Annotated in this window: 26 protein-coding genes; 10 read left to right on the forward strand and 16 right to left on the reverse strand. The window is 71.1% G+C overall.

The window, feature by feature from the left end:
- Positions 1–6: 6 nt before the first annotated feature.
- From ASG53_RS04900 to ASG53_RS20505, 10 genes are all read right to left on the reverse strand, one after another.
- On the reverse strand, positions 7–1,824 hold the full coding sequence (locus tag ASG53_RS04900) for an alpha/beta hydrolase (RefSeq protein ID WP_082543785.1): 1,818 nt from the start codon (positions 1,822–1,824) through the stop codon (positions 7–9).
- Positions 1,825–1,895: 71 nt separating this feature from the next.
- Entirely contained in the window at positions 1,896–3,188 is a 1,293-nt protein-coding gene (gene nhaA / locus ASG53_RS04905; RefSeq protein WP_056129192.1) for a Na+/H+ antiporter NhaA, read from the reverse strand.
- Between the two features lie 199 nt (positions 3,189–3,387).
- Positions 3,388–4,143 (reverse strand): hypothetical protein, encoded by a 756-nt coding sequence (locus tag ASG53_RS04910; protein ID WP_056129195.1) that lies wholly within the window; start codon positions 4,141–4,143, stop codon positions 3,388–3,390.
- On the reverse strand, positions 4,140–4,475 hold the full coding sequence (locus ASG53_RS04915; RefSeq protein ID WP_156382664.1) for a cation:proton antiporter: 336 nt from the start codon (positions 4,473–4,475) through the stop codon (positions 4,140–4,142). Before ASG53_RS04915 ends, ASG53_RS04910 begins: the two co-directional genes overlap by 4 nt.
- The gene (locus ASG53_RS04920; protein ID WP_056129197.1) at positions 4,472–4,729 is read right to left on the reverse strand and encodes a monovalent cation/H+ antiporter complex subunit F; all 258 of its coding nucleotides are present in this window, start codon (positions 4,727–4,729) and stop codon (positions 4,472–4,474) included. The genes ASG53_RS04915 and ASG53_RS04920 overlap by 4 nt, the downstream gene beginning before the upstream one ends.
- The gene (locus ASG53_RS04925; RefSeq protein WP_056129200.1) at positions 4,726–5,091 is read right to left on the reverse strand and encodes a Na+/H+ antiporter subunit E; all 366 of its coding nucleotides are present in this window, start codon (positions 5,089–5,091) and stop codon (positions 4,726–4,728) included. Before ASG53_RS04925 ends, ASG53_RS04920 begins: the two co-directional genes overlap by 4 nt.
- A complete protein-coding gene (locus ASG53_RS04930) occupies positions 5,088–6,686 on the reverse strand; it encodes a monovalent cation/H+ antiporter subunit D family protein (RefSeq protein WP_056129203.1) in 1,599 nt (532 codons plus the stop codon). Before ASG53_RS04930 ends, ASG53_RS04925 begins: the two co-directional genes overlap by 4 nt.
- On the reverse strand, positions 6,683–7,057 hold the full coding sequence (locus tag ASG53_RS04935) for a cation:proton antiporter subunit C (protein ID WP_056129207.1): 375 nt from the start codon (positions 7,055–7,057) through the stop codon (positions 6,683–6,685). The genes ASG53_RS04930 and ASG53_RS04935 overlap by 4 nt, the downstream gene beginning before the upstream one ends.
- Positions 7,054–9,879 carry a DUF4040 family protein gene (locus ASG53_RS04940; RefSeq protein ID WP_235533833.1) on the reverse strand — a complete coding sequence of 942 codons (2,826 nt, stop codon included), beginning with the start codon at positions 9,877–9,879 and terminating at the stop codon, positions 7,054–7,056. Before ASG53_RS04940 ends, ASG53_RS04935 begins: the two co-directional genes overlap by 4 nt.
- Before the next feature lie 134 nt (positions 9,880–10,013).
- Positions 10,014–10,148, reverse strand: coding sequence for a hypothetical protein (locus ASG53_RS20505; RefSeq protein ID WP_268793409.1), 135 nt, complete (start codon positions 10,146–10,148; stop codon positions 10,014–10,016).
- Positions 10,149–10,269: 121 nt separating this feature from the next.
- Here ASG53_RS20505 and ASG53_RS04945 point away from each other — a divergent pair, with 121 nt between their 5' ends.
- Complete coding sequence (locus ASG53_RS04945; RefSeq protein WP_056129213.1) at positions 10,270–10,860, forward strand: GNAT family N-acetyltransferase; 591 nt, start codon at positions 10,270–10,272, stop codon at positions 10,858–10,860.
- 34 nt (positions 10,861–10,894) lie between these two features.
- Here the strand turns inward: ASG53_RS04945 and ASG53_RS04950 are convergent, their stop codons facing one another.
- Entirely contained in the window at positions 10,895–11,638 is a 744-nt protein-coding gene (locus tag ASG53_RS04950; protein ID WP_056130725.1) for a response regulator transcription factor, read from the reverse strand.
- On the reverse strand, positions 11,635–12,948 hold the full coding sequence (locus ASG53_RS04955; RefSeq protein ID WP_056129215.1) for a sensor histidine kinase: 1,314 nt from the start codon (positions 12,946–12,948) through the stop codon (positions 11,635–11,637). The genes ASG53_RS04950 and ASG53_RS04955 overlap by 4 nt, the downstream gene beginning before the upstream one ends.
- 225 nt (positions 12,949–13,173) lie before the next feature.
- Here ASG53_RS04955 and ASG53_RS04960 point away from each other — a divergent pair, with 225 nt between their 5' ends.
- Positions 13,174–13,548, forward strand: coding sequence for a hypothetical protein (locus ASG53_RS04960; protein ID WP_156382665.1), 375 nt, complete (start codon positions 13,174–13,176; stop codon positions 13,546–13,548).
- On the forward strand, positions 13,545–14,345 hold the full coding sequence (locus ASG53_RS04965) for an RES domain-containing protein (protein WP_082543786.1): 801 nt from the start codon (positions 13,545–13,547) through the stop codon (positions 14,343–14,345). The genes ASG53_RS04960 and ASG53_RS04965 overlap by 4 nt, the downstream gene beginning before the upstream one ends.
- 83 nt (positions 14,346–14,428) lie before the next feature.
- Here ASG53_RS04965 and ASG53_RS04970 read toward each other — a convergent pair whose 3' ends face one another.
- Positions 14,429–15,001 carry a DUF1697 domain-containing protein gene (locus ASG53_RS04970; protein ID WP_056129225.1) on the reverse strand — a complete coding sequence of 191 codons (573 nt, stop codon included), beginning with the start codon at positions 14,999–15,001 and terminating at the stop codon, positions 14,429–14,431.
- Positions 15,002–15,152: 151 nt separating this feature from the next.
- On the opposite strand from ASG53_RS04970, the gene ASG53_RS04975 reads away from it, so the two are divergent.
- Positions 15,153–16,757: an MFS transporter gene (locus tag ASG53_RS04975; RefSeq protein WP_082543787.1), complete on the forward strand. Its 1,605-nt coding sequence runs from the start codon at positions 15,153–15,155 to the stop codon at positions 16,755–16,757.
- Between the two features lie 397 nt (positions 16,758–17,154).
- Positions 17,155–18,450 carry a PhoH family protein gene (locus ASG53_RS04980; protein WP_156382707.1) on the forward strand — a complete coding sequence of 432 codons (1,296 nt, stop codon included), beginning with the start codon at positions 17,155–17,157 and terminating at the stop codon, positions 18,448–18,450.
- A gap of 63 nt (positions 18,451–18,513) precedes the next feature.
- Here ASG53_RS04980 and ASG53_RS04985 read toward each other — a convergent pair whose 3' ends face one another.
- Complete coding sequence (locus tag ASG53_RS04985) at positions 18,514–19,119, reverse strand: class I SAM-dependent methyltransferase (RefSeq protein WP_056129231.1); 606 nt, start codon at positions 19,117–19,119, stop codon at positions 18,514–18,516.
- Between the two features lie 158 nt (positions 19,120–19,277).
- Complete coding sequence (locus ASG53_RS04990; protein ID WP_082543878.1) at positions 19,278–19,955, reverse strand: M15 family metallopeptidase; 678 nt, start codon at positions 19,953–19,955, stop codon at positions 19,278–19,280.
- Between the two features lie 87 nt (positions 19,956–20,042).
- Between ASG53_RS04990 and ASG53_RS04995 the strand changes: the two genes are divergently transcribed.
- From ASG53_RS04995 to ASG53_RS05015, 4 genes are all read left to right on the forward strand, one after another.
- Positions 20,043–20,726 carry a response regulator transcription factor gene (locus tag ASG53_RS04995; RefSeq protein ID WP_056129237.1) on the forward strand — a complete coding sequence of 228 codons (684 nt, stop codon included), beginning with the start codon at positions 20,043–20,045 and terminating at the stop codon, positions 20,724–20,726.
- Complete coding sequence (locus ASG53_RS05000) at positions 20,719–21,825, forward strand: sensor histidine kinase (protein ID WP_056129241.1); 1,107 nt, start codon at positions 20,719–20,721, stop codon at positions 21,823–21,825. The genes ASG53_RS04995 and ASG53_RS05000 overlap by 8 nt, the downstream gene beginning before the upstream one ends.
- A 15-nt stretch (positions 21,826–21,840) precedes the next feature.
- The gene (locus ASG53_RS05005) at positions 21,841–22,917 is read left to right on the forward strand and encodes an endonuclease/exonuclease/phosphatase family protein (protein ID WP_056129243.1); all 1,077 of its coding nucleotides are present in this window, start codon (positions 21,841–21,843) and stop codon (positions 22,915–22,917) included.
- 184 nt (positions 22,918–23,101) lie between these two features.
- Positions 23,102–24,805: an endo-1,4-beta-xylanase gene (locus ASG53_RS05015; protein WP_056129249.1), complete on the forward strand. Its 1,704-nt coding sequence runs from the start codon at positions 23,102–23,104 to the stop codon at positions 24,803–24,805.
- A gap of 80 nt (positions 24,806–24,885) precedes the next feature.
- Here ASG53_RS05015 and ASG53_RS05020 read toward each other — a convergent pair whose 3' ends face one another.
- Positions 24,886–25,551, reverse strand: coding sequence for an SDR family NAD(P)-dependent oxidoreductase (locus ASG53_RS05020; RefSeq protein ID WP_056129252.1), 666 nt, complete (start codon positions 25,549–25,551; stop codon positions 24,886–24,888).
- 107 nt (positions 25,552–25,658) lie between these two features.
- Here ASG53_RS05020 and ASG53_RS05025 point away from each other — a divergent pair, with 107 nt between their 5' ends.
- Entirely contained in the window at positions 25,659–26,234 is a 576-nt protein-coding gene (locus ASG53_RS05025; RefSeq protein WP_235533834.1) for a TetR/AcrR family transcriptional regulator, read from the forward strand.
- Positions 26,235–26,244: the final 10 nt, after the last annotated feature.

The raw sequence follows: 26,244 nt of genomic DNA on the forward strand, positions 1-26,244 counted from the left end.
GGGGCGTCAGCTCTCGTCTGGGACTCCGGACATGAGCTCTTTGAGCCGGGCCGTGTCAGCGTCGTCCCAGCCCTCTGGTGCGCCGAGCGCCGCGAGGCCGTCGGAGTACGCCAGGTGGTAGGAGTGGCCGTGGCCCTGGGGCACGTTGCCGGCGACGAACATGTCGAAGGTGACCTGCCAGAAGGTCACGACGGGGACCCAGGTCATCTCGAGACGGTCGGGCCCGGGTTCTGACACCCAGTCGGGCTCGCGCCAGAGCACGTCGAGGGACCACCAGATCACGGCGTCGGAGGCGTGCTGCAGGTAGACCACCCGGGGTTCTTCCCACGTCCCGGGGATGTCCCACACGTCCGCCCCGCTGCCGGGCTCGGTGCCGAAGCGGACCTGGCGCCCGCCCTCGTAGACAGGGCTGTACTCGAGGCTGCCGGCGTCGCGGTTCTTGGTGAAGTACGCCCAGTTGGGCGTGAAGCTCGGCGTGCCGACGAACAGCGCCCCCTGGGTCCGCTCGGTCATGTCCTGCAGACCGCTGAAGGCACCCTGCGCGCCGAAGCTGCCGAGCGAGAGACCGTAGGCGACGAGGAAGGGCCGGGAGTCCTCGGGCTGCTCGAGCCACGCGTCGTACACGGCCTCGTAGAGCGCCTTGCCGGCGGCGGGCGGGGTGTCGCGGTCGGAGAGGAAGCTCACCCAGCTCGGCAGGTAGGAGTACTGCATGGCGGCGATCGCCGTGTCACCACCGTGCATGTACTCCAGGGTCTGGGACATCGACGGGTCGACCCACCCGGTCCCGGTGGTCGTCGCGACGACGAGGATCTCGCGGTCCCACGCGTCGGTCCTGTCGAGCTCGTCGACGACCAGCGCGGCCACGGCGTCGATGTCCTCGGCGGACTGGAGCCCTGCGTAGACGCGGATCGGCTCGACCACGTCATCGGCTGCCACGACGTCGCCGCCCGCCGCGAAGTCGGCGATCTGCTCGACGCTCGGCCCAGAGCTGACGAAGCCGCGTCCCTGGAACCCGAGGTCGTCCCAGTCGACCACGGACTCGGGCGACCCGGACCGCAGCGGTGACGTCGGCTCGACAGCACCGTCGGGGGTGCCCGCGTCGGTCGCGGCGCTGATGTTCTTCAGGGCGGTCATCGCCCCGTTGATCAGGGTCCCGTTGACGAGCAGCACGGCGACCACCGTGACCGCGACCGCCCCGACGAGCCGTGCGACGCGGGCCGGGACCCACCGGCCGAGGAGGTCTCCGGCGCGCCGGCTGCACCAGCGCAGCCCGCGGGCGACCAGCAGCAGCACGAGCGCGAGCCCGACGCCGAGGAGCACCACGAGCATGACGTGCGACTCGGGGGTCGCCTCGATGCCGAAGAGTGCGCGCAGGTCGCCCTGCCAGCGGGACGCGAGGACGAGGAACCACGGCACCAGGACCGCGGTGAGCCCGGCGAGCACGAACCAGAGCGTCCGGGTGGTGCCCGCGTCCCACCGCGCGTGGAAGCCGAGCCGCCGGGTCGCCCAGCCGAGGAAGGCGCCGGCCGCGTAGCCTGCGATCATCGACAGCCCGGTGAGCAGCCCCTGGAACAACCAGCCGCGGGGGATGAGCGACGGCGTCATGGAGATGCAGTAGCAGGTGAGGGCGAGCACGAGCCCTGTGGGGGAGAACCGCCGGGCGAAGGACTCCAGCCGGAGCCTCAGGCCTCGCGGGCGCTCGTCGTGCTGCTGGTCCGCGGCCGCGCTCTCGCCGTGCTGCTGGCGCCGGCCTGGACTCTCACCCTGCTCCGGACGCTCAGCGGGATCTTCACCGTGCTGCGGACGACCTGCCGAGGGCTCCATGTGCGTGACTCTAGCGGGAACCGCCCTGGTCGCGGCAGGGTGGTTCCCGCGGTCTCGTCAGCCCGGGGGCGTCAGGACTTCTTGTCGCCGATGTGGTCGGTGATGTCGTCCGGGATCCCGTCGAGGTTCATGTCGTTCGTCCGGTCCGTGCGGCGCGCGTCGTGGCGCAGCGCCAGGGCGCCCGCGACAGCGGAGACCACCGACCCGAGGAGCACGGCGATCTTGGCCCCGGTGCCGTGCTCGCTGCCGGGGTCGAAGGACAGCTCGACGATCAGCAGCGAGACCGTGAAGCCGATCCCCGCGAGCAGCCCGACGGGCAGCAGGTCACGGATGCCGATGCCCTGGGCCAGCCGCAGCGGGGTGAGGCGGGTGACCAGCCAGGTGGTCCCCAGCACGCCGATGCACTTGCCGATGATCAGCCCGGCGAGGACCCCGAGCGTCGCACCCTGGACGAAGACGTCGGCGAGCGGGATCCCGACGACCGTCACCCCTGCGGCGAAGAAGGCGAAGACCGGCAGGGCGATGCCCGAGGACAGGGGGTTCCACACGTTCTCGAAGCGGTGCGTCCGGCTCTCCGGCTCGCCGTGGACGAGCAGCGCGGGGACGAGGAAGCCCATCATCACGCCCGCCACCGTGGCGTGGATCCCCGAGGCGTGCACGAGGGCCCAGATGACGACGGCGAGCGGGAGCAGCACCCACCACAGGACACGTCGTGCCCGCACGAGCAGCCGGAACAGGACGAGGCCGACGACGGCGAGCCCGAGCGGTCCCCACGAGACTGTCTCGGTGTAGAAGATCGCGATGACGACGATCGCCAGGAGGTCGTCGACCACGGCGAGCGTCAGCAGGAAGGTCCGCACCGCTGTCGGCAGCCCTCGACCGAAGACCGCGAGCACGGCGAGCGCGAAGGCGATGTCGGTCGCCGTCGGGATCGCCCACCCGGACAGCGCGGTGGTGTCCCGGGTGAGCAGGACGAGCGCTGTGTAGAAGGCGGCGGGCACCAGCATCCCGCCGACGGCGGCGAGCATCGGCACCGCGGCCTCGCGCGGGTGGCGCAGGGACCCGGTGACGAGCTCTCGCTTGAGCTCGAGACCGACCACGAAGAAGAAGATGGCGAGCAGCCCGTCCGAGGCCCAGTGGGCCAGGGTGAGGTCGAGGTGCAGGGCTGCGGGACCCACGCGCGTCTCGGAGAGGGTCGTGTACGCGTCTCGCCAGGGGGAGTTCGCGAAGAGGATGGCCACGAGAGCCGCGCCGAGGAGCAGGACGCCTCCTGTCGTCTCGCGCGACACCCACGTCCGGAGCCTGTCGGTGCGGCTGGCGGTCGGCTGGGGCAGCGGTTCGGCTGCGGGGGTCTGAGACGTCATGAGGCCCGTTCTCGGTCGGCGGACGCCGTCGAGCCTGGAGGTCGGGCACACGGGTGCCGCTCGAGATTGCGGCGAGCCGGTGCGGCACGGTCTGCGGCAGGGTGACGGCGGAAGTTCCAGACGAGGATACGCCCGCTGCCCTTCCCAGACCCACCGGGACCAGCCGTGCCCCTGCTGACAGCTCTGCGGCCCGGGTCGGTCAGGCGGGTGGCTGCTCGGCGAGCGCGCGCAGCGTCGAGCACGCGTCACCGTCGAGCGCGGTCTGGCCCGAGAGGGCCAGCGCGTCGAGGGCGAGCAGCGCGACGCGCTGCGGGGCGACCTGCGAGTGACTCCCGTGGCCGTCGAGCAGCCTGTGGAGGCGCAGGTCCGCAGTCGTCCGGGCGGTCGCACGGGTCAGACCTGTCAGGGTCAGCAGACGGAAAGTCGCGGTGGCCCGCGGTCCGCTGTGGAAGGCGTTGACCTGGTCCAGCACCCGGGCCGTCGCGACAGGCAGGTCCGGGGGCAGGGCGTCGACCGCCGCATCGTCGGCGACGAAGGCGATCTGGTCGGCGAGGAGCTGGTCGACGTCCCCGAAGGTGCTGCTGAGGCTGCCCAGGGAGACGTGCGCCCGCTGCGAGACGTCCTCCAGGGTGATGCCCCCGGGGGTTGGTTCTTCCATGAGCTCGAGCGAGGCGCACAGGATCGGCCTGTCGAGGTCGACCACAGGGTCGTCGCCGCCCGTCACCACGGCGGCCAGAGGGGCGTGAGCCTTCTCGATGCCCGCCAGGTCGAGGACAGCGTCGAGGACCGACCGGACGGTGCCCTCGTCGTGCGCGAGCACCTCGGCGTGCAGGGCGACCCACAGCCCGCGCGTCGCGAGCCCCGCGACGGTGAGGTGACCCTCTCCGGTCGGGGCCGTCGGGGTCAGGGCGTCGCACCGCTCGTGGAGCGCCTGCTGCGCGGTCGTCCGGGTCATCGTGGTGCTCCTTCGGTGTCGAGGTCGTCGTACCGGGTCTGGCGCAGCGGTGTGCCGGCGAGATAGGCGGACCGCGCGACGGCCATGGTGCCGATCGACGAGGTCGCCAGCTGGAGGGTGACGATCACGGCGACCTTGATCGTCGCCGAGACCCCCGGCTGCAGGAGGAGCGCGCCGACGACCACGAGGACGATGCCCGCCCCACCTGCCGTGCCGACAGCCGAGATCCGCGTGTACGCGTCGGGGAACCTCACGACCCCCAGCGCTGCGGTCACGAAGACGAGCGCACCGAGCACGACGAGGACCTGCCCTGCGACGTCCAGCCCGTTCACCGGTTGCCCCGGGTGAGCGTGCGGGCCAGCGAGAGGGCGCCGAGGAAGGCGGTCATGCTCGCCACCAGGACGATGTCGAAGGTCGCGGCCGAGGAGGCCTTGACCCCGACGAGGGCGATGATCCCGACCATGCCGAAGAGCAGCAGGTCGGCTGCGACCACCCTGTCGGCCTCGGTGGGGCCCACGATCATGCGGTAGGTGCTGGCCAGGCAGGCCAGGACCAGCAGGGCGAGACCGAGGTCGATGCCTGTCATCGCGCGACTCCTTCGCGTCGGAGGGCGTGCAGCAGCCGGGTCTCCAGGTCCGCCAGGTCGGCGCGGAGCGCGTGTGCGTCCTGGTGGTAGATGCCGTGCACGTAGAGCATCCGGGGGGTCTCGGGCCCTTCGTCCGGGGCGGTGCCGAGGGTGAGCGTCCCCGGGGTGAGGGTGATCAGCGCCGCCAGGAGCGTGAGCTCGGTGTCGGTCCGGCACCTCGTCGGGAAGGCCGCGATGCCGGGCGTACCGTCCTGGCCGCTCGTGAGGTTGTCCCGCAGGACCGTGACGTTGGAGACGACGACCTCCTTGACGAACCACAGCACGAACCAGCCCAGGCGCAGCGGCCAGGTGAACGTGGTCATGAGCCCGTCACCGCCTCGACGAAGGCGCTCGGGTCGAGCAGGCCCGCGGCTGCTGTCTCGGCGAGGCCGAGCAGCAGCTCGGCGCCGAGCCCCAGCCCGAGGGTGACGACGGCGAGGACCAGCCCGGGGGCGACGAGCGCCGCGCCGATCCGGCGCTGGGGCACGGCTGTCGCCTGGGCCGGGACGGTCAGTGTGCCCACCGGCGACGGGTTGCCGGCCGGGCTGCCGGAGCCCCCGCTCGGGTCGATCCCGCCCGAGTGCTGGGCCAGGTCTGGGTCGTCGGTCTCGGGTGGCGTCGGGGACCCCCAGAACACCCCCGACCAGATCTTGAGCATCGAGAGCAGCGTCACGAGGCTGACCAGCACCATGACGACCACGGCGGCGGTCTGCCCGGCGTCCTGGGCCGCCACGAGCAGGCTGAGCTTGGCGACGAAGCCTGAGGACGGCGGCAGCCCCGCGAGGGACAGTGCCGCGGCGAAGAAGGCCACCGCGACCCACGGCTCGCGCCGTGCCAGACCGCCCAGACGGTCGAGCCGGCCAGTGCCGTAGCGCTCTTCGACGGCGCCTGTCGACAAGAACAGCGACGCCTTCACGATCATGTGGTGGAGCAGGTAGAAGATCCCTGCCGTGAGCCCGGCGAGCGTGAACAGGGCGACACCGAGCAAGATGTAGCCGATCTGGCTGACCATGTGGAAGGCGAGGATCGACCGGGTGGTCGTCTCGCCGACGGCGCCCAGCACACCGACGACCATCGTCAGGCTGAACACCACGACCCCGACCCACAGGTAGCGCTCGTCGCCGTCGAAGACGACCGCGTAGACCCTGTAGATCGCGTAGATGGCCACCTTGGTGTGCAGCCCGGAGAACAGGGCGGTCACGGCCGGAGACGTGGCCGGGTAAGCCCGGGCCAGCCACCCGTGGACCGGGACGACCGCGGCCTTGATCCCCAGCGCGAACAGGCACACCGCGACGGCTGCTGCGACGGCGTCGGAGTCGCGCGCTGCGCCGGCCAGCTCGGCGAGGTTCACCGTCCCGGCGACGCCGTAGACGAAGGCCACTCCGGCCAGGAACACCGTCGAGGTCAGCAGGTTGACGGTGACGTAGAGCCTGGCCCCGGCGACCTGGCGCAGACGGCCCTTCCCGGGGCCCGCCAGCACGAAGAGCGCGTACGAGGGCAGCAGCATGACCTCGATGAACACGAAGAGGTTGAACAGGTCCGCCGTGAGCAGCGCGCCGTTGACCCCGGCGGTGAGCACGAGGACGAGAGGTGCGAAGAACGGCCTGGCCGCGTGACCGGTCGCCACGGCGAAGGCGGCGCAGGTCGCGCTGAGCAGCCCTGTCACCGTGAGCATGAGGGCCGTGAGCATGTCGGCGGCGAAGGGGATCGCGATGCCGACCGGCCACAGACCGACCCCGTGGGCGAGGACCGAGCCGTCGCGCGCTCCCGCGACGAGCACCACGCCCCCGGTTGTCGAGGCGAGCAGGACGGCGCCGAGCACGACGGCGTCGAGACGTGGGCGTCCGCGCAGCAGGACTAGGGCGGCGGCCGTCAGGAGCGGGACGGCCACGAAGAGCGGCAGTGCGGCGGGGGTCATGCGCCGACCTCCGTCCGGGTGGGGCGAGCGGGTTCGAGGTCCGGCTCGGCGCGGTCGTCGTCGGGGACGTCTGCGGTGTCGTCGTCGCCGCGGCCGGTGACCGCGAGGACGAGCATGACGATCGTGATGGAGAACGCGATGACGATCGCGGTCAGCACGAAGGCCTGCGGCAGCGGGTCGGCGACCACGGTCGGGTCGAGGTCGGAGCCGATCGGCTCGGCGCGGCGGCTCGTGCCACCGGCAGCCATGAGCACGAGGTTCACGGCGTGACCGAGCAGCACGAAGCCGAGGACGACCCGCAGCATCTCGCGGCGGGAGAACAGGTAGACGGCGCCGGCGACGAGGACGCCGGCTGCGAGGGCGAGAGTCATGCGTGCTCCACCTCTTCTGTTCGGGCGTGGTCGGCTGTCGGGGGCTGGTCCTCGGTCGGGACGTCTGGTGGTGCTCGGTGCGCCGACGGACGTGGCCGACCCAGCAGGTTGAGCGTCGTCAGCACCACCCCGACCACCGCGAGGTACACGCCGACGTCGAAGAGCAGCGCCGACGTGAGGTGCACACCGAGCAGGTCGGCGTGCAGCGGGGTGAGGAAGGACCCGTCCACGTACCCGAGGAACCCTGTGAGCGTCCCGGTCGCGACGCCGAGACCGATGAGCAGCAGGTAGGGCCACCGGACCCGGGCCGCAGCGTCGGAGGGGGCGGAGAGGTAGGCCAGCGCGAAGCCCGCACCGCCGACCAGCGCGGCGATGAACCCGCCACCAGGCTCCTGGTGCCCGCGGAGGAACAGCAGCAGCGAGACGACCACGGTCAACGGACCGACGAGCCGCGTCAGCACGCGGTTGAACACCGAGCTCGCGCGGGCGTCGGCAAGCGGCGAGGTGGCCGCCCTGGAGGTGTCGAGCGGACCGATCGGCAGCAGCTGGCGTGACCGGAGCAGGACGACGATCGTCAGGCCGGCGACCCCGAGGACGGTGAGCTCGCCGAGCGTGTCGAAGGCCCGGAAGTCGACGAGGATCGTGTTGACGACGTTCGCGCCGCCGGTGACGGCCTCGCCCTCTCGCACGTAGTACTCGCCCGCAGGGGACATCTCGCGCCGGCCGGTCAGGGCCAGGACCGCGAGGGTCGTCGCGGCACCCGCACCCAGCGCCAGCACCGCAGGCAGGACTGTCGACCTCTTGGGGTCCGCGCGGAAGGTGGCGGGGAGCCTGCGCAGCAGCAGCATCATCACCACGACGGTGAGGATCTCGACCAGCAGCTGGGTGAGCGCCACGTCGGCGGCCCCGAGGGAGAAGAACCAGACCGTCATGGTGAAGCCCACGACCCCGAGGACGACGATCGCCGCGACACGCGACCTGGCCACGACAGCCGCGAGGGTCCCGACGGCGAGGAGCGCGAGCAGCCCCCAGTCGAGCGGGAGGTCACGAGCGCCGACCACGTCAGGGAGCCCGCGGACCCCTGCGGCGGCGACGGCCGCCAGGGCGACCAGGCAGACCACCGGGACCATGAGGTGACGACGGGGCGCCGAGGTGCTCGTGAGGTGACCGACGCGCTGGCCAGCCGAGATGGTCCGCGCGCGGAGCCCGTCGACGACCGCGAGGCCCGAGACTGGAGACCGCAGACGCTGGACGACGGGCTCGAGCCGGGCGCGAGCCAGCACTGCGGCAGTGCCCAGGGCGATGATGCACACCGAGAGCACCAGTGCCGGGGTGACACCGTGCCAGAGGGTCAGGTGGGTCTGCGTGGTGCTGCCCGAGGCAGCGGAGGCGGCGTCGCCGACCAGCCTGTCGAGCAGCCACGGCGCGAGACCCAGGACCACCCCGGCGACGGCGAGGATCACCGCTGGCACCCAGAAGGCCGGTCGGGCCTCGGCGACCTCGGTGACCACAGTCGGTCCGGACGACCCTGGAGCCGTCGCCGTCTCGTCAGCCGTGGCTCCTGCGGGAGTGACCGCCGCTGCGGCGCGGTCCCCGGTCTGGTCGCCGAAGGCACCGATGACGAGCCGTGCAGAGTACGCGAAGGTCAGCACCGCCACGAGAGCGACGGTCACCGCGAGGACAGGACCAGCACCGGGGACCTCCCAGAACGCGTCGAGCATGCTCTCCTTGCTGACGAAGCCGAGCAGGGGAGGGACACCGGCCATCGACGCGGCTGCGACGGTCATGGCCACGCAGGTGACCGGCATCGTCCGGCGCAGGCCGGAGAGGCGGCGCATGTCCCGGGTGCCCGCCTGGTGGTCGACGACCCCGACGAGCATGAACAGCGCCGACTTGAAGAGGGCGTGCGCCGCGGTGTGCACCACGGCGGCGGTCAGGGCGGCCGGGGTGCCGATGCCGATCGTCGCGACCAGCAGCCCGAGCTGGCTCATGGTCGAGTAGGCGAGCAGCTCTTTGAGGTCGTACCGGCGGACGGCGGCGAGAGCCCCGACGAGCGCAGTCGTCAGCCCGCAGCCGATGAGCAGCACGCGCCACACCGGGACGTCGGCCATCACGGGGGAGAACCGCAGCAGCAGGTAGATGCCGGCCTTGACCATCGCCGCGGCGTGCAGGTACGCGCTCACGGGGGTGATGGCGACCATCGAGTCGGGCAGCCACGCCTGGAAGGGCAGCTGCGCGGACTTGGTGAAGGCGGCGACAGCGACCAGGACGGCGACGGCGGTGGTGAAGCCACCGTCCTCGGACCACACAGGATCGGCGAGGATGACGCTCAGCCGCGTCGAGCCCACCTGGGCGACCATGACGACGACGGCGCTCAGCAGCGCCAGACCGCCGGCTGCCGTCACGAGCAGCGTCCGGATGGCGGGCTCCCGCGCGCCGGCCCCTGAGCGCGAGATGAGGAAGAAGGAGCACAGCGTCGTCGCCTCCCAGGCGACGAAGAGCAGCACGACGTCGTCGGCGAGGACGAGGGCGAGCATCGCGGCGGCGAAGAGGGTCATCAGCCCGTAGAAGCTGCCGTGCCGTCCGGGGGGCAGATATCGAGCCGAGTAGGCCATGACGAGCGCGCCGACACCGAGCACCAGGAGCGAGAAGAGCAACGACAGACCGTCGAGCCGCAGGGCCAGCTCGACTCCGAGCGTCGGCATCCAGGGGACCGCGGCCGTGACAGCCTCCGGCTGGGAGGCGTGGACGACGAGGAGGCCGACGCCGAGGAGCGCGGCGGAGATCGGCCAGCCCGCAGCGCGGCCGAGACGACGCCCCAAAGAGGGCGCGAGAAGAGCCGCTGCGCAGGCAGCAGCGAGGCACAGGAGAAGCACGAGAATCTCTCGTTCGGCAGGTCAAGGACACTGTCGGACCGGGACGAGGCTCGTCGGGGACGAGCCTTCAGGGCCGACGTCTAGGCGACGTCGTGCACGGGCTGGCAACCAGCCAGCAGCTCACCCCAGGTGGACACGTACCCGTTCGTGCCGGGAGGCGTCTCGACGTGGTTCTCGAGCCTGAGGGCAGGCGCGAACACGGAGGGGGAGGACATGGCGACCACCCTAAGGCACGGAGATCGAGCACGGCAACCGGTCCGATGTGGCCTCCGAGGGCCTTCGGCAGGACTTCCGATCCTGGCCGTCTGCTGACCTTCGGCCTGGCATGCTGGCCTGATGACCGACGACGACCAGACCGCTCCTGCCCCGCTCGACCGCCTCGTCTGGCCCCGCAGGACCGAGCGTCTGAGCCTGCGCCGCGTGACCATGGCCGACGAGGCCGCGATCTGGGAGTACCGCCGCCTGGACGAGGTCAGCCGGTGGGGTTCGTGGCTCCCGACCGACAGGGCGGACTGGCACGAGATCCTCGGCAGGCGCCTTCGCGACCAGCTCGTGATCGAGCTCGACGGCCGGGTGGTCGGGGACCTCATGGTCCGTGTCGAGGACGCCTGGGCGCAGCGCGAGGTGGCCGAGGACGCGAAGGACCAGCAGGCCGAGCTCGGGTGGACGATCCACCCCGAGGTCGCAGGCCAGGGCTATGCGACCGAGGCTGTCCGTGAGGTCCTGCGGATGTGCTTCGAAGACCTGGGCGTCCGACGGGTTGTCGCCGAGGCCTTCGCCGACAACACGCCGTCGGTGCGTCTGGCCGAGCGCGTCGGGATGCGCCGAGAGCACCACGCCGTGGCCGACGCCCTCCACCGTGACCTCGGGTGGGTGGACTCCGTCGGCTACGCGCTCCTCGCGCAGGAGTGGGCCGCCAGGGCGTGACCTGCCCGTGCGCGGCCCGCGCCGGGCTGGCCCGTCAGCGCTCTGCCTCGTAGGCGAGCAGCGCCAGCTGGATGCGGTTGGTGAAGTCGAGCTTGGTGAGCGCGCTCGAGATGTGCGACTTCACGGTGCCCATCGACAGGTACATCTGCTCGGCGATCTCCGTGTTCGACAGTCCCTGCGCGACGGCGCTCGCGACGTCGCGCTCGCGGTTGCTCAAGACCGACAGCCGGGCGACCGCCTGGTCCGCCCGGGACGAGCCCACCGGCGCAGCCGCGGCAGCGCCGGGCACGGACTCAGCGGTCGCCCGGTCGATGAGCACCTTCATGACGTCGGGGGAGAGCACGGGGTCGCCGTGCGCGGTCCGGCGCACGGCGTCGACGATCTCCTCGGGCGGGGTGTGCTTGAGCAGGTAGCCCGACGCACCGGCCTGGAGGGCCCCGAGGATGGTCTCGTCTCCGCCGAAGGTCGTCAGGACGATGACCTGCGGTGCCTCGACCTCGGGCGCGGCACCCGAGTCAGCATCTGCGCCCGCCGGCTCGCCCGGCTGCGCGCTCGTCTGCGTGCCCCCGCGCAGGGCGCGCGTCGCGGCGATCCCGTCCATGACGGGCATGCGGATGTCCATGAGGACGACGTCAGGCCTGTGCTCGGCGACGGCGTCTGCGACGAGGGAGCCGTCCACGACCTCCCCGACGACCTCGATGTCGGGTGCCCCGGCGAGCATCAGCCGGAGCCCGGCACGCACGAGGGCGTCGTCGTCGACGATGAGGGTTCTGATCATGAGCGCCACGGTAGCCGGACCTTGAGCCTGAAGGCGCCCCCGCTCGACCCGGCCTCGAGCGTGCCGCCCTCGAGCAGGACGCGCTCCGTGAGCCCGGTGAGCCCGGCGCCCGCGCCCGGGATGGTCGAGCGAGGTGTGGAGATCTGCGTGACGTTGGTGACCTCGACGACCACCTCGTCGCCCGCGGTGCCGCGCAGCAGGACGTTCACGGGGACCTCGGGAGCGTGCTTGCGGGCGTTCGTCAGGCCCTCCTGGACCACTCGGAACACCGTGCGCTGGAGCTGCGGGCGGGCCTCGTCGAGCCCGGGGACGTCGGCCGTCACGTGGATCTGCTGGCCCGCCGCGCGGGCTTCCTCGACCAGTGCCGCGAGGTCGCCGATCGCCGCCTGCGGCGCGGCCGTGCCGGTCTCGTCGTCGTGGTCGTCCGAGGTGTCGGTGCGCAGCACTGTGAGTACCTCACGGAGCTCTTCGAGGGCCTGGTGGGCGTTCTCGCGGATCACGGTGACGGCGTCGTGCACCTCGGTCGCGGTGAGCGGGGCGGCACTGCCGCTCTCCGCCTGACGCGTCCGGTACTCGAGCGCCCCGGCGTGCACAGAGAGCAGCGAGATGCGGTGCGCGAGGACGTCGTGCATCTCACGGGCGATGCTCGAGCGTTCACCGCGGCGCGCGTCGACGAGGCGCAGCTCTTGCTGGCTGCGCTCCTGCTCAGCGCTCTCCCGCAGGCTCAGCACGAGCTGGCGGCGGGCCCGGACCGCGATGCCCCAAGCGAGGACCATCATGCCGATGAGCGCGCCGAAGATCAGCGATCCCCAGTCGCCGGCACCCCCGTCGGTGATCCGGAGGTGCAGGAACGAGACGGGGATCTGCAGCAGGTTCACGGGGACAGACACCGGCCACGGCCTGTGCACAGCGAGGGTGAACAGCAAGATCACGGTCGCTGCACCGGTGCTCAGGGTGAAGGTCGACAGCACGAGAGCGACGAGGCTCAGGGCCAGCGGAAACCGGCGACGCCACCAGAGCGAGAGGCACAGCAGCACCCCGAGGACGGGGTCGAGGACGCCGTCGACGAGCGGGAGCTCCCGGGGACCGTCGAGTCCGAAGGACATCTCGCCCGTGCTCGGGTCGGGCGCCTGGGCGAGAGCCGTGAGCGCCACGAAGCCGAGCGAGACGAGGAAGGCGATGCTGTCGATCGCCCAGTCGCGGGCGGTCCGGCGGGGGACGCGCCGCGTCGAACCGTTCTGCGCCGCACCGGCGAGGAGCCCGGGCAGCGCCCAGCGCGCGTCGACCACAGGGCTGTCCGAGACTCGCATGCGACGACCCTACGGCGCGCGCGGACGGGGGCGCGACGGTCGATGGGCCGATCTTCGCTGCTGGAGGGGAGCAGGGCTCTGCCGATCGACCGAGGTGAGGTGGGTCTGCGCCCAGCATCTCGTCTATCCCGAGCCCGCTCGGAAGAACGTCGAGCTCTTTCCCGCCGCCCCGACAGTGCAAGTTTTCTGCTGGTTCTATGGCATGGTCGACGCTATGGTTGAAGCATGACTACCTCCGTGGTGAACCGCATCCACTCCGAGGCCACGCGCATGGACATCCATGAGCTGGTGGCACGGCTCAACGAGAGCGTCGGCACCACGGTCGTCCAGGCCATGACGGGCACCAAAGACCGTAACCGGCCGCGCGAGTGGGCAAGGGCGGTCGACCCGCGTCCCGAGATCGAGCAGCGCCTGCGACTGGGGTATCGGGCGTGGCGCACGGTCGAGGCCAGCGACGGACCGAGCGTCGCGCTGGCGTGGCTGGTCGGGGCCAACCCCAGGCTCGGCGAGGGAACCCCGGTGACGGCGATCCGCGAGCAGCGCGCCGACGAGGTCATGGCCGCTGCGTCGAGCTTCGTCGAGGACGCCCACGTCGCATGAGCCCGGACGATCCGACCGAGCGGACATGCTCGGCTACGGGACTACGCCTGCTCTCCGCGACGCCGGGACGTGGCTTCCGAGTCTCCCGGGACAAGTACGGAGGTCTGAGCGCACAGCCTCGTCACGTCCACCCGGGGGCCGTGGCCACGGCCAACAGGTTCGACACGGTCGGGACCACGCTCTACTTCGCCGACAGCAAGAGGTGCGCCTTCGCGGAGGTCCTCAACGGCTTCAAGCAGGCTCGAGCGGCCCTGGGACCCGACGCGGAAACGACTGGCGAGACGCTTGCGGACTATGTCGCCCTGGTGACCGAGCAGGCGGTCGAGAACGGTCTCGACCATCCCTGGGCGGTCTCGGCGGACTGGCAGATGGCGCGTTCGATCTACACGGTGCAGCTTCCTGAGGCGGGTTCGTGGGTCCGGATCGACCACGCCGACACCCTCGCAGCACTCGGTGACCTGCACGGCGTGCTCGTGGACCTCGACGGCGGAAGTGTCAGCCCGCCTCTGTGGTCCTCGGATCTCGAAGGCGCAGATCGTTCACTGACGACGGCGATCGCCAGGTACGTGCGAGATGTGATCCTCGACGACGGGACGCGACCTCTCGGCATCGAGTTCGCGTCTCGCACGCTCGAGGGACGCTGCTATGCCTGGTGGGACCGACGCAACGACGACGGGATAGCCCCTGGGCCCGACGACGCTCACCTCGTCTCCTCGGAGAACGTCGGGATCCCGGAGCTGTTCGACGTGGCGAGCAGGCTCGGGATCCCGGTGCTGCCTGGACGACGGCGCATCTAGAGGCGGGCCGAGTCCGTCCGCCTGTCGACGGACCTGTCAGGCCGTCCCTTGCACGTGTCGTGGCACAGCGTGCTCGGACTCTGTCACCCCGCCGCGGCGAGGTCGTGGAGCCTCAGCACCGTGGTCCAGTTCCGCGCCGTGCCGTCGACGCCGAGGGTGCGGCGGAGCAGTGCGGGGGTGAGGCGGGTGGTCCCGGCGCCCTCGGGGTAGACCGTGTAGGAGGTCCCCTCGTGCCACGCCATCTGCTCGGGGTGCGGCGTCAGGTCGAGCCCGGCCACGGCGTCGGCTGTCGGCGGGGTCGCGTAGAAGGTGACGAGCAGCTTGGACGGAGCTGCCTCCGCCTCGGCGGGGAACGGGTTGTGCTCGACGACGGCACTCAGGGTCTCGGGGGAGACCACGACGATGTCGACGTCGAGGCCGAGGCGGTTCAGCAGCCCGGCGTGCACGAGGGCACCGACCTCTGCCTCGGTGGTGCAGGCAGCCGCTGCGCTGCCAGGGGCGGGGGCTGAGACCACGAGGTTGCCGCTCGCGAGGATCGTCGTCGCTCGCGTCCAGCCGGCCGTCTCGCCGATCGCACGCAGGTCGGCCGAGGGGACCTTGCGGTGCCCGCCGACGTTGACGCCGCGGAGCAGGACGACTGCTGTGGTGAGGGTCACGGGTCGAGACTAGCGGTGGTGGGTGTCGGTGGCCGGGAGCAGACTGAGCGGGCGGTCAGGTGCCGCCACCCGAGACTGCGCTGGGACGCGCACGGCCCAGGCCTGCATCCCTGCGCCTCGGGCACGTCAGCTCGACCAGCGAGGACACACGATGAGCGCTCCCAGCTCGACAGGACCGTCGGCGCAGGTCGACCTCGGCGGACGCAGCCCGTGGAGCGTTCTGCCACCGCTGCTGCTCGGGTTCTTCATGATCATGGTCGACACGACCATCGTGAACATCGCGGTGCCGACCCTCGTCGACAGCTTCGACGTGGGGCTCTCGGCCGTCGGGTGGGTGACGAGCGCCTACCTGCTCACCTACGCCGTGCTGCTGCTCGTCACCGGGCGGCTGGGGGACAGGTTCGGGCCGAAGAACATCTTCGTCGCGGGTCTGGTCGTCTTCACGCTGTCCTCCCTGTGGTGCGGGTTCTCGGGGAGCATCGGCATGCTCATCACCGCGCGGGCCGTGCAGGGGGTCGGTGCGGCGCTCATGACACCCCAGACGATGGCGATCATCACCCGGGTGTTCCCGCCGCAGAAGCGCGGCGCCGCGATGGGTGTGTGGGGGTCGGTCGCGGGGATCGCGACCATCACCGGGCCTGTGCTCGGCGGCCTGTTCGTCGAGACCCTCGGCTGGGAGTGGATCTTCTTCATCAACGTGCCGGTCGGCCTCGTGGCGCTGTTCTTCTCGTTCCGGGCGCTGCCGGCGCTCGCCACGGACAAGAAGTCCTTCGACGTGCTGGGCGTGGTGCTGTCGGTCGTCGGGCTCGGTGCGCTCGTCTTCGGCGTGCAGGAGGGGGAGACCTACGACTGGGGTCAGGTGTGGGGGCCGGTGTCGATCCCGCTGATCCTCGGGGTCGGCGTCGTGGTGATCGTCGCCTTCGTGCTGTGGCAGCGACGGCTCGGGCCGGACGCGCTGCTGCCGCTGAGCCTGTTCCACCACCGCAACTTCTCGCTCGCGAACGTCTCGGGCATGACGGTGTCCTTCGCGATGATCGGGATCTTCTTCCCGCTCACCTTGTTCTTGCAGACGACCCTCGGGCTCTCGCCCCTGCACGCCGCGCTCGTGAGCCTGCCGAGCTCTGTGGTCTCGGGAGTCGTCGCGCCCTTCGCGGGTCGGCTCTCCGACAGGGTCCCGGCCAAGTGGGTGATGGTCACCGGCTTCGCGTCGCTCGCCGTCGCGACGGTGTGGCTCGATCTCGTCATCGCCCCCGGGATCTCGGCGTGGACGATCGTCGTGCCGATGCTGTTCTTCGGGCTCGGCACGGGCTGTGTGTTCTCGCCCATGGCGAGCCTGGCGACGGCAGGGCTCGACCAGTCGACCGCCGGCGCCGGGGCCGGGGCCTTCAACACGACGCGTCAGGTCGGCGGGGTCATCGGCTCGGCTGCGATCATCGCGATGCTCCAGACCCGCCTCGCCGTGACGCTTCCCGCAGCGGCGCAGGATGCCGCAAGGGCTCTGCCGGAGCAGTACCGGCAGTCCTTCGTCGACGGCTTCGCGTCGATGGGCGGTTCCTTCAGCGGGGCTGGCGGGTCGGTGCCCGTGCCCGACGGCGTCCCGGCCGACGTGGCCGACGCGATCTCCTCGGCGGGGTCTGCGGCCTTCGGGACGGGGTTCGCCCAGGCTGCCGGAGACACGATGCTGCTCGTTGCGGGCGTTCTCGTCGTCGGGCTGGTGTCGGGGGTGCTGATGCGCCGGGAGTCCGGGCACGTCTGACGAGCACGCCCCCCGCCGTCGCCCGTGTGAACACTGGGTGACATCTCGCGACATCTGCCCCACGAGGGATGTGCTCTGAATCACACGGGCGTAGTTTGCAGGAGACGGACGACACCCGTCGTCCTCCGGGAGGCCAGCCCATGGAGCATCAGCTCCGAGCAGGACGGCCGTCCGCGGCCACGCCCCTGCGTGGACCGGCGGACCGCCAGACCCACTCGCCCGACGGTGACGTGCCCCGCACGCACCGCCCGGACGGCAGGCGCACACAGTGCGCCGGAGGGAGCTCGTCGTGGTTGCTGAGAAGTCTGTGGTAGCTGGGAAGACTGCTGGGACGGTCGTCGGGACCAACACGTCAGGGAGTGACGAGGCTGTCGGGACGGAAGGCCGCAAGACCTTCGTGCTCGACACGTCTGTCTTGCTCTCCGACCCGAAGGCGCTCGTGAGGTTCGCCGAGCACGACGTGGTCCTGCCGATCGTCGTCATCACCGAGCTCGAGGCCAAGCGCCACCACCCCGAGCTCGGGTACTTCGCCCGGAGCGCCCTGCGCATGCTCGACGACCTCCGCGTCAAGCACGGCGGGCTCGACCACCCGATCCCCGTCGGCGACGGCGGGTCGCTGCGCGTCGAGCTCAACCACACCGACCCCTCCGCGCTGCCTGACGGGTTCCGGCTCGGCGACAACGACACCCGCATCCTCGCGGTCGCAGCGAACCTCGCGGCTGAGGGCGCCGACGTCACCGTGGTCTCCAAAGACCTCCCGATGCGCGTCAAGGCGTCGGCCGTCGGGCTGAGCGCCGACGAGTACCGTGCCGAGCTCGCGGTCGACTCCGGCTGGACGGGGATGGGCGAGCTCGACCTCGCCGAAGACCAGATGGCCGAGCTGTGGGAGCACGAGTCGATGGAGCTCGCCGCCGTCGACGCGGCGTCGGTGACCGCCGCAGAGCCGCTGCTCTGCCACAAGGGTCTCGTGCTGCACTCGACCCGCGGGTCGGCGCTCGCCCGGGTCACGCCTGACAAGCACCTTCAGCTGATCCGCGGCGACCGCGAGGTCTTCGGGGTCCGGGGGCGCTCGGCCGAGCAGCGCATCGCGATCGACCTGCTGCTCGACGACGCGATCGGCATCGTCTCCCTCGGTGGCCGCGCCGGGACCGGCAAGTCGGCCCTCGCGCTCTGCGCGGGCCTCGAGGCCGTGCTCGAACGACGCCAGCACCGCAAGATCATGGTGTTCCGGCCGCTCTACGCCGTGGGAGGGCAGGAGCTCGGCTACCTGCCGGGCTCCGAGGCCGAGAAGATGAGCCCGTGGGCCCAGGCCGTCTTCGACACCCTCGGTGCGCTCGTCAGCAAAGACGTGATCGACGAGGTGATCGACCGCGAGATCCTCGAGGTCCTGCCGCTGACCCACATCCGTGGACGGTCCCTCCACGACGCCTTCGTGATCGTCGACGAGGCCCAGTCCCTCGAGCGCAACGTGCTGCTCACGGTGCTCTCGCGGATCGGGCAGTCGTCGCGGGTGGTGCTCACCCACGACGTCGCCCAGCGCGACAACCTGCTCGTCGGGCGCCACGACGGCGTGGCCGCGGTGATCGAGGCGCTCAAGGGGCACCCGCTCTTCGCGCACGTGACGCTGACCCGGTCCGAGCGGTCTGCCGTAGCGGCGCTGGTCACGGACATGATGGAGCGCATCGAGGTGTGAGGGTGTGGGCGTGGGCCGTCTAGGTCGCGTCGTCGGACGCGCCGGTCCACGCCCGGCGGCACGTCATCGGGCTGCGGCACGCCGTTCGCACACGATCGTCCCCACGGGTCGCTGCCCGCGGGTGGCCCTGCGGTGGGTCTCGACCACGTCGAAGCCCGCTGCGTCGAGCAGCCCGTGCAGGTCGTCGGCCGGCCACCTGTAGGCACGCAGGACAGCGTGCTCGAAGGCTTCGCACGAGGCGCCGTCGAAATAGCCGAGGACGAGCTCGCCGCCGGTCCGCAGGATCCGGGCGAACTCGGCGATCGGCGTGCCGATGGTCGTCGGGTCGTGGTGGATCGTCGAGAACCAGGACAGGACGCCACCCAGGGAGGCGTCGGGGGCGTCGGTCCGGTCGATGCTCTCGAGGTCGAAGCGGATGCCGGGATAGGTCGACCGGGCGTGCCCGACGAACTCGGGCACCACGTCGATCCCGCGGGCGTCGAGCCCGAGCTCCGCCAGATGGTTCGTCCAGTGCCCTGGGCCGCAGCCCGCGTCGAGGACGGGGCCGCTCACGCGTCCAGCCCACGACTCGACGATCTGGCGGTCCGAGGGATGCACCGCTGACATAGAACCCAGAAGAGCTGTGTACTCGGTCGCTGGGTCCGTGTAGGCGGCAGTCGTCTCTGTCACGCCTCGACGGTACCCGGGGGCGACGGAGTCGCAGAGGGCGATCCGCGCCGTGCGGACGACAACCGCCTCCGCTCGTCTCGGGTACTGAGCGTCGCGGCCGTATGACTCGGGTGCTGAGCGTCGCCGGCGCACGGCTCGGGGCTGCCCCTCGACGTCCCTCACCCACCGAGGTGGGACGCGTCCGGGAGCATCTCGGGGCACGTGCCGCCCGGGGTCGTCGCGAGCTCGAAGTGCCAGATCTCGTTGGCGTAGGTCTGGCACAACCCGTAGTCGGGTCCGTGCTCCAGCAGCCAGTACATCGCGTCCAGCGGACCGATGTCGACGGCTGTGCCGGTGACGTGGGTGGACGTCTCGGGGGTGGCGACGAACTCGCGGGCGTCCTCCTCGCTGCCGTAGGTGGCCAGCGCCTCGTCGTAGAGCTGTCCCTGATAGCGGGCGCTGCGCCAGCCTGTCGTGACGTAGAGGGGCTGGTCGTCCAGGGTCGCCTCCGCGGTCGCGGCCTCGACGGCGGCGCGTAGCGCCGGGTCGAGCCTCGTCACGGCGGGCAGGTCCGCTCCCGCGGTGATGTCGGTCCCGGCGGGGATCAGGCCGTCGGCCTCGGTGAGCGGTCCGGTCTGGGGCGGCTCGTCGGACGTGACGTCGGAGCCGACGGAGACGGACGACGTATGCGCCGACGCTGTCTCGTCAGGGCTCCGGAGCCACCCCGTCACGCTGAGCAGGACCAGTCCCACCAGGGCTGCTGCGAGCACGGTCCCGAGGAGGATCGCCAGCAGGGTGAGGATCCCGGAACGGACGGGTCGGGTCGGGCGGGGTGCGGTGCTGTTCGTGATCTGCATGGTGACCATGCGACCTCGGCGGATGTTGCCAGGACGTATGGCCGGGCGCATACGCTCCCGACATGTCGTGCATCCTAGGGTGAGCGGATGCGAGTACTGATCGTCGAAGACGAGGCCTTCATGGCCGAGGCCGTCCGTGACGGGTTGCGGCTCGAGGCGATCGCCGCCGACATCGCCGGGGACGGCGACACAGCCCTGGAGATGCTCGCGGTGAACGAGTACGACGTGCTCGTCCTGGACCGTGACGTCCCGGGCCCGGACGGCGACGAGATCGCGAGGATCGTCTCCCAGGAGCCCGGTGGGCCTCGGATCATCATGGTGACGGCCGCGAGCCGGATCGACGACAAGCAGGCCGGGTTCGGCAGCGGCGCCGACGACTACCTCACCAAGCCCTTCGTGATGCGCGAGCTGGTCTTGCGGCTGCGGGCGCTCGAGCGCAGGAGAGACGTCGGTCGACCCCCGGTCGTGCGGTCGGCCGGTCTTCGCCTCGACCCGTTCCGGCGAGAGGTGTTCAGGGACGGCCGGTACGTCGCGCTGACCCGCAAGCAGTTCGCGGTGCTGCAGGTGCTGCTCAACGCCGAGGGTGGCGTGGTGAGCGCCGAGCAGCTGCTCGAGCGTGCCTGGGACGAGAACGCCGACCAGCTGACGAACGCGGTCCGCATCACCATCTCCGCGCTGCGCAAGCGCCTCGGAGAGCCGGCGCTCATCCGCACCGTGACGGGCGTGGGCTACCAGATCGACGACGCGACGGACGTCGACCACGATGCCTAGGACGCGCCCAGGCTCCTCGCGCCCGCGCGGGCTGTCGCTGCGGTGGCAGCTGACCCTGAGCTACGCCGCCTTCGTCGTCGTGGTCGGCGTCGTGCTGATCGCCGTCGGTGTCCTGCTGCTGCGGTTCGTCCCCGAGGGCAACCTCGTGTCGTTCGGCGGTGGGTTCGCACCGTCCCGTTCCGACCTCATGCCGGTCTTCGTCAGGTACGCCTCCGCCGGGCTGGTCTTCCTCGCCACGATCGGCCTCGGTGGTGGATGGTTGCTCGCCGGGCGCCTGCTGCGGCGCCTGCGCCTGATCACCGGCACGGCCGAGCAGGTCAGAGCCGGTGACCTGGACCACCGGATCGACATGGTGGGTCGCTCCGACGAGCTGTCCGGGCTCGCCGACACCTTCGACGACATGCTGGACCGTGTCCAGGCCTCCGTCGACGAGCACCGACGGTTCGCGGCGAACGCCTCCCACGAGCTCCGGACACCGCACGCGGTGATCCGCACGATGCTCGAGGTCGCCCGTGCGGACCCCGACCGTGACGTGGAGCAGCTGCTCGGACGTCTGGAGATCGTCAACGAACGTTCCATCGCGCTCACCGAGGCCTTGCTCTCCCTCGCCCAGGCGGACAGTGCCGCGCAGGAACGCGAGCCGGTCGACCTCGCGGCGCTGGCGGCCACCGCCGCCGAGGACCTGAGTGCCGCTGCTGCCAGCCGAGACGTCGTCGTCACCTGCGACCTCCTCGCTGCAGCGACCACCGGCCACCCCGGGCTGCTCGCACGGCTCGTGACCAACCTCGTCCAGAACGCCGTGGTGCACAACCACCCCGGTGGGCAGGTGCTGGTCGCCACATGGACGGACGAGCACGGCGACGCCCTCGTCGAGGTGGCCAACACCGGTCCGGTCGTCAGCGACGAGGTCGCGGCCACCCTCACCGAACCCTTCGTCCGCGCAGCGGGCAGGACGCGACCGCGCGACCCGTCGCACGTCGGCGCAGGGCTCGGTCTGTCGATCGTCGCCTCGGTCGTGCGTGCCCACTCCGGGCGCATCACCGTGGTGCCCCGTGCCGGTGGTGGCCTCACCGTGCGGGCGCAGATCCCTGCGTCGTAGAGAGAAGTCACAGTGATGGGACAGGACGACAGACCGCGCTCGCGGTCTGCAGCGGGACGGTCGACGACCACGGCGCCGAGCGGCAGGCTGGAGCGCACCAGCGTGCTCGGCTGGATCGCCGTCGTGGTCATCGCGACGGCAGCGGTCCTGTCGATCGCCCCCGGGACGCTCGGCTGGTCGACCGAGAAGGGGATCGCGCAGGCCGTCGCGCTGCGCACCTGGCTCCTGTGGGGCTTCGCCGGGATCGCTGCGGTGTCGCTGCTCGCCGCAGTCGGGATCGGCTCCCGAGGACGGCGCCCGGTCCGCACGACGGCCGTCGCCGTCGTCTGCGTGCTCGCGGCAGGGTCGCACCTGCTCGTGCTCGACGCCCGCGGTCTGGACGCCGGCGCCCCCGTGCTCGCCAGCGACGAGCGAGACGGCGACATCACCGTGCTCACGGCCAACGTCCGGGGCGAACGGGCAGGGGAGGAGGCCGTCTCGGCCGTCGTCGATCGTGTCATCAGCAGCGGAGCCGATGTCGTCGCCCTCCCCGAGGGGCAGCCTGTCGTCGGCGAGGTGGTCGCGCAGCTCACCGCCCGCGGTGAGTCCTTCCAGGTCTTCCCCGCCTTCGGCGCCGGCCCCAACCGGGGCACAGCCCTGCTGGTCGCGGAGTCGCTGGGGGCCTACCGCGAGGTCGACGGGCCCGTCGGCGGGGTCCGGGTCGAGCCTGTCGACGGCGACGGCCCACCGATCGCCGCCGTGCACCCGACCTCGTTGCCCCCGGACCCGACCGACGACCTGGGGGCGTGGCGCAGCGAAGGCTCTCAGGTGCAGGAGCTCTTCCAGACCATGACGGGCGGCATCGTGGCCGGAGACATGAATGCCACGCTCGACCACGAGCAGCTGCGCGAGACCGGCACCTACGTCGACGCCGGATCAGCCGTCGGGATCGGCGGGTACGGCACGTTCCCCAGCTCCCTGCCCGGTGTGCTCGGCACGGCTATCGACCACGTGCTCGTCGACCGGGGACGGTTCGCCGTCCGCGCGGGTGCGGTCGTCGACGTCCCCGGCACCGACCACCGTGCCGTCGTGGTCCGGGTCGCGCCCAGGTGAGTCACCGGGTGGTCGACAGAACCTGCCCGCTGATCGTCAGGACGGTCCACGGACGCCACCAGACGTCCGAGATCGTCCGGACAGGTCTTGCTACCTTTCATCTCATGAGCCACCTCTCGACGCACGCGCCGGTGCTCACCACCGACCTCGACGACCGGCTGGCTCCCTCGGACGACGGTTGCTCGTGGCGGCCCTGACCGCCCGGCGACGGCGCACGGTGAGCGTGGCGGTCGCCAGCACCCTCCTTGCGCTGGCAGGCTGCAGCTCGACGGCCTCCCCGTCCGAGCAGGGCACCGTCGTCGACCTGCTGGAGCAGGACTGGGGGCACGTACCCGGGGTCGTCGTGGACGGCGCAGGTCTGCGGGTGACGGCGACCGGGCGGAGCATCGTCGAGCAGGACGGCGGGGGAGGACAGCCGGACCCGGCGGTCAACCTCGCGGGGACGCACCTGGTGGCCCCAGAAGACTTCACGCTCCGGGCGACGTTCACTGACGTGACAGCCGACGCCACCTTGGCCGTCTACGACAGCCCGCCGGTGATCGCCGACGAGTTCCGGATCGAGCCCGCGGGTGTCCAGCTGACGCTCCGCGGCGACGACCTCCGGATCGCTGTCTTCGACGGCTCGCACCCGCAGGACGTGACCGACCCTCAGTCGGCGCACGAGGACCACGTCACGCTCCTCGACCCCGCGGCGGAGCTGTCTGTGCACAGTTCTGGTGATCGGCTCGAGATCGCGAGCGACGGTGAGACGCTGTCCTCCCTGCCCGTCGGCGACGTCTTCGGCTCCGGCGAGCTCTGGCTGGGGTTGTCGAGCGAGGAGGGAGCCTTCACGGTCAGCGCGCTCGATGCCGCTGCGCCGAGCGGTGCTCACCTGGCCGCTGCCGGGCCCGCCGTGGCCGACGCTGAACCGTCTCCGGACGGTCTTCAGGCTCTGGCCGCAGGCTCCCGGCCGGACTTCCTGGTCGGCGCGGCGGTGGCCCTCGGCCCGCTCGTCTCGGACGCGCAGTATGCGGACGCCGTCGTGGGCAGCTTCGGCGTGCTCACACCGGAGAACGCGATGAAGCCGCAGGCGCTCTCCCCGCGGCAGGGGGAGTACACCTTCGAGGAGGCTGACGCCCTCCTCGACGTCGCGGCGAGCGCGGGGATGGCCGTGCACGGTCACACCATCGCCTTCACCGAGGCGATGCCGCGCTGGATGCGTGAGCTCCCCACGGGCTCCGAGGAGGAGCGCCAGGAGAGCGCCGAGGTCCTGCTCGACTACGTGACCACCGTCGTCACGCACTTCCGGGGGCGTCTCGACTCGCTCGACGTCGTCAACGAACCCTTCGACCTCGAGCAGGGGACCAGCCTGCAGGAGAACGTCTGGTTCCGTGTCTTCGGGCCGACCTACCCGGTGGTCGTCTCGCAGGCTGTCCACGACGCAGACCCGGACGTCAGGCAGTTCATCAACGAGAACGGTGCCGACGTGCCGGGTCCCCGTCAGGACGCCCTGCTCCAGCTCGCCCTCGACACGAACGCGCAGGGTGGGCACATCGACGGTGTGGGTCTCCAGGCTCATGTGTACGACCTCGACACCGATGCCCTCTCAGCCGACGATCTCGCGACGACCTTCGCCAGCGTCGGGGACGCCGGGCTGCTCGCCCGGATCTCCGAGAACGACGTCACGGACAGCGAGGGTCAGGCCACCCAGGCGGAGCAGTACGCCACGGTGCTCGCGGCATGCGTCGCGTCGACCGCCTGCGTCTCGTACACGACATGGGGCGTGGACGACACCTTCGACTGGTGGGTCGACGACGACGGAGCGCTCCAGCAGGGCCACGACCTCCTGTTCGACGACGGAGAGCCGACGCCTGCGTACGACGCGCTGAGCGAGGTCCTCGGGGGCTGACGAGCTCTGGGCCAGCCAGGCGCCGAGGTCAGCTGCGGATCACAGCGCTTGCACGGCGAGCGGTGCACTCCGCGCCGCGGTCAGCCGTCGTAGGCGACGTAGTGCAGCTCTGCCTCCTGGCGCTCGTCGTAGAGCGCGCCGTACGCCGTGGCGATGACGGAGGGCTCCGCGTCGGGGTGACCGCCGCCGATGAGAGCCCTGATGCCCACGTGAGCGACGTAGACCCCGTGGTCCCGCAGGGCGTCGTGCAGGTTCAAGGCCCAGTTCCGAAGACCTGCTGCGGCGATGTTGACGTTGCCGAGGAAGGCCGTGGGGTTGATGGAGCCGCCGCCCGTGGTGATGAGGACGGTACCGGTGCCGGCGGCGATCATGTCCGGCAGGACGGCTCCGACGGCGCTGAGGGCACCGCCGAGGTAGAAGTCGATCTGCGGCTGCAGGTTCTCCATCGTCACCTTCAAGACGTCGACCGGCGTCAGGGTCGGGTCTGCGGGTGAGAACTCCAGGACGTCGATCGGTCCGAGCTCGTCCTTGATCGAGCGGAGAGCGCTGACGACCGTCTCGGGCTGACTGACGTCGGCGGTGAACCCCCGTGCGTGGACACCCTCGTCTGCCAGGGTCTGGGCGAGGGCGTCGAGCTTGGTCTGGTCGCGCGCCACGAGAGCGACGTCGAAGCCCTTCCGGCCGAAGGTGCGGGCGATCTCGAGACCCAGGCCCGGGCCTGCTCCGATGATGGTGATGAGCGGCATGGTGCGTCCTTCTGCGGCCCGGCGTGGTGCGGGTCGGCGTGCTCGTGGGATAAGTTGAGGGCGTCCTCAGCTGTGGCCACCTTATGTTGAGGCCACCCTCAATGTCTATGGGAGTCGACATGCCGCGCACCCCGGGTCTCCGTCGAGACGCCCAGGCCAACGTCGAGAAGCTGCACGCGGCTGCCCTGGCGGTGTTCTCACGCAAAGGGCTGTCGGCCCCGCTGGACGACATCGCCCGGGAGGCCGGGGTGAGCATCGGGACGCTCTACAACCGCATGGGGTCACGAGAGGCTCTCATCGACGCCGTGGTCCCAGCCGTGGCGGGGGAGAAGCTCAAGGCGCTCACGGAGCAGACGCTGAGCCGCACCTCCCCCCGCGCGAGGCTGGAGACGTTCATCTCCGAGATGATCGACCTGCAGCTCAGCGACCCGGTGCTGAACGACGCCATGCTCCGGCTCTTCCCGGACGCCACCGCGCTCATCAATGCGTGCGACCGGTCGACTGCGCTCGGGAAGGAGCTCGTCGACGAAGCCCATGCCGCGGGAGTTCTCTCCCGGGACTTCACGGCCGACGACCTCATGGCCGTGCTGTGGATGGCAGGGACGGCGAGCAAGGACCCGGCCGCCCCCGAGGGCTGGCGTCGGGTCGTCGACCGCAGCATCGCGTCCGCCTGGATCGCGTGACGGCGTTCCA

Source organism: Sanguibacter sp. Leaf3 (genome assembly GCF_001425965.1).
Lineage (GTDB): Bacteria > Actinomycetota > Actinomycetes > Actinomycetales > Cellulomonadaceae > Sanguibacter > Sanguibacter inulinus.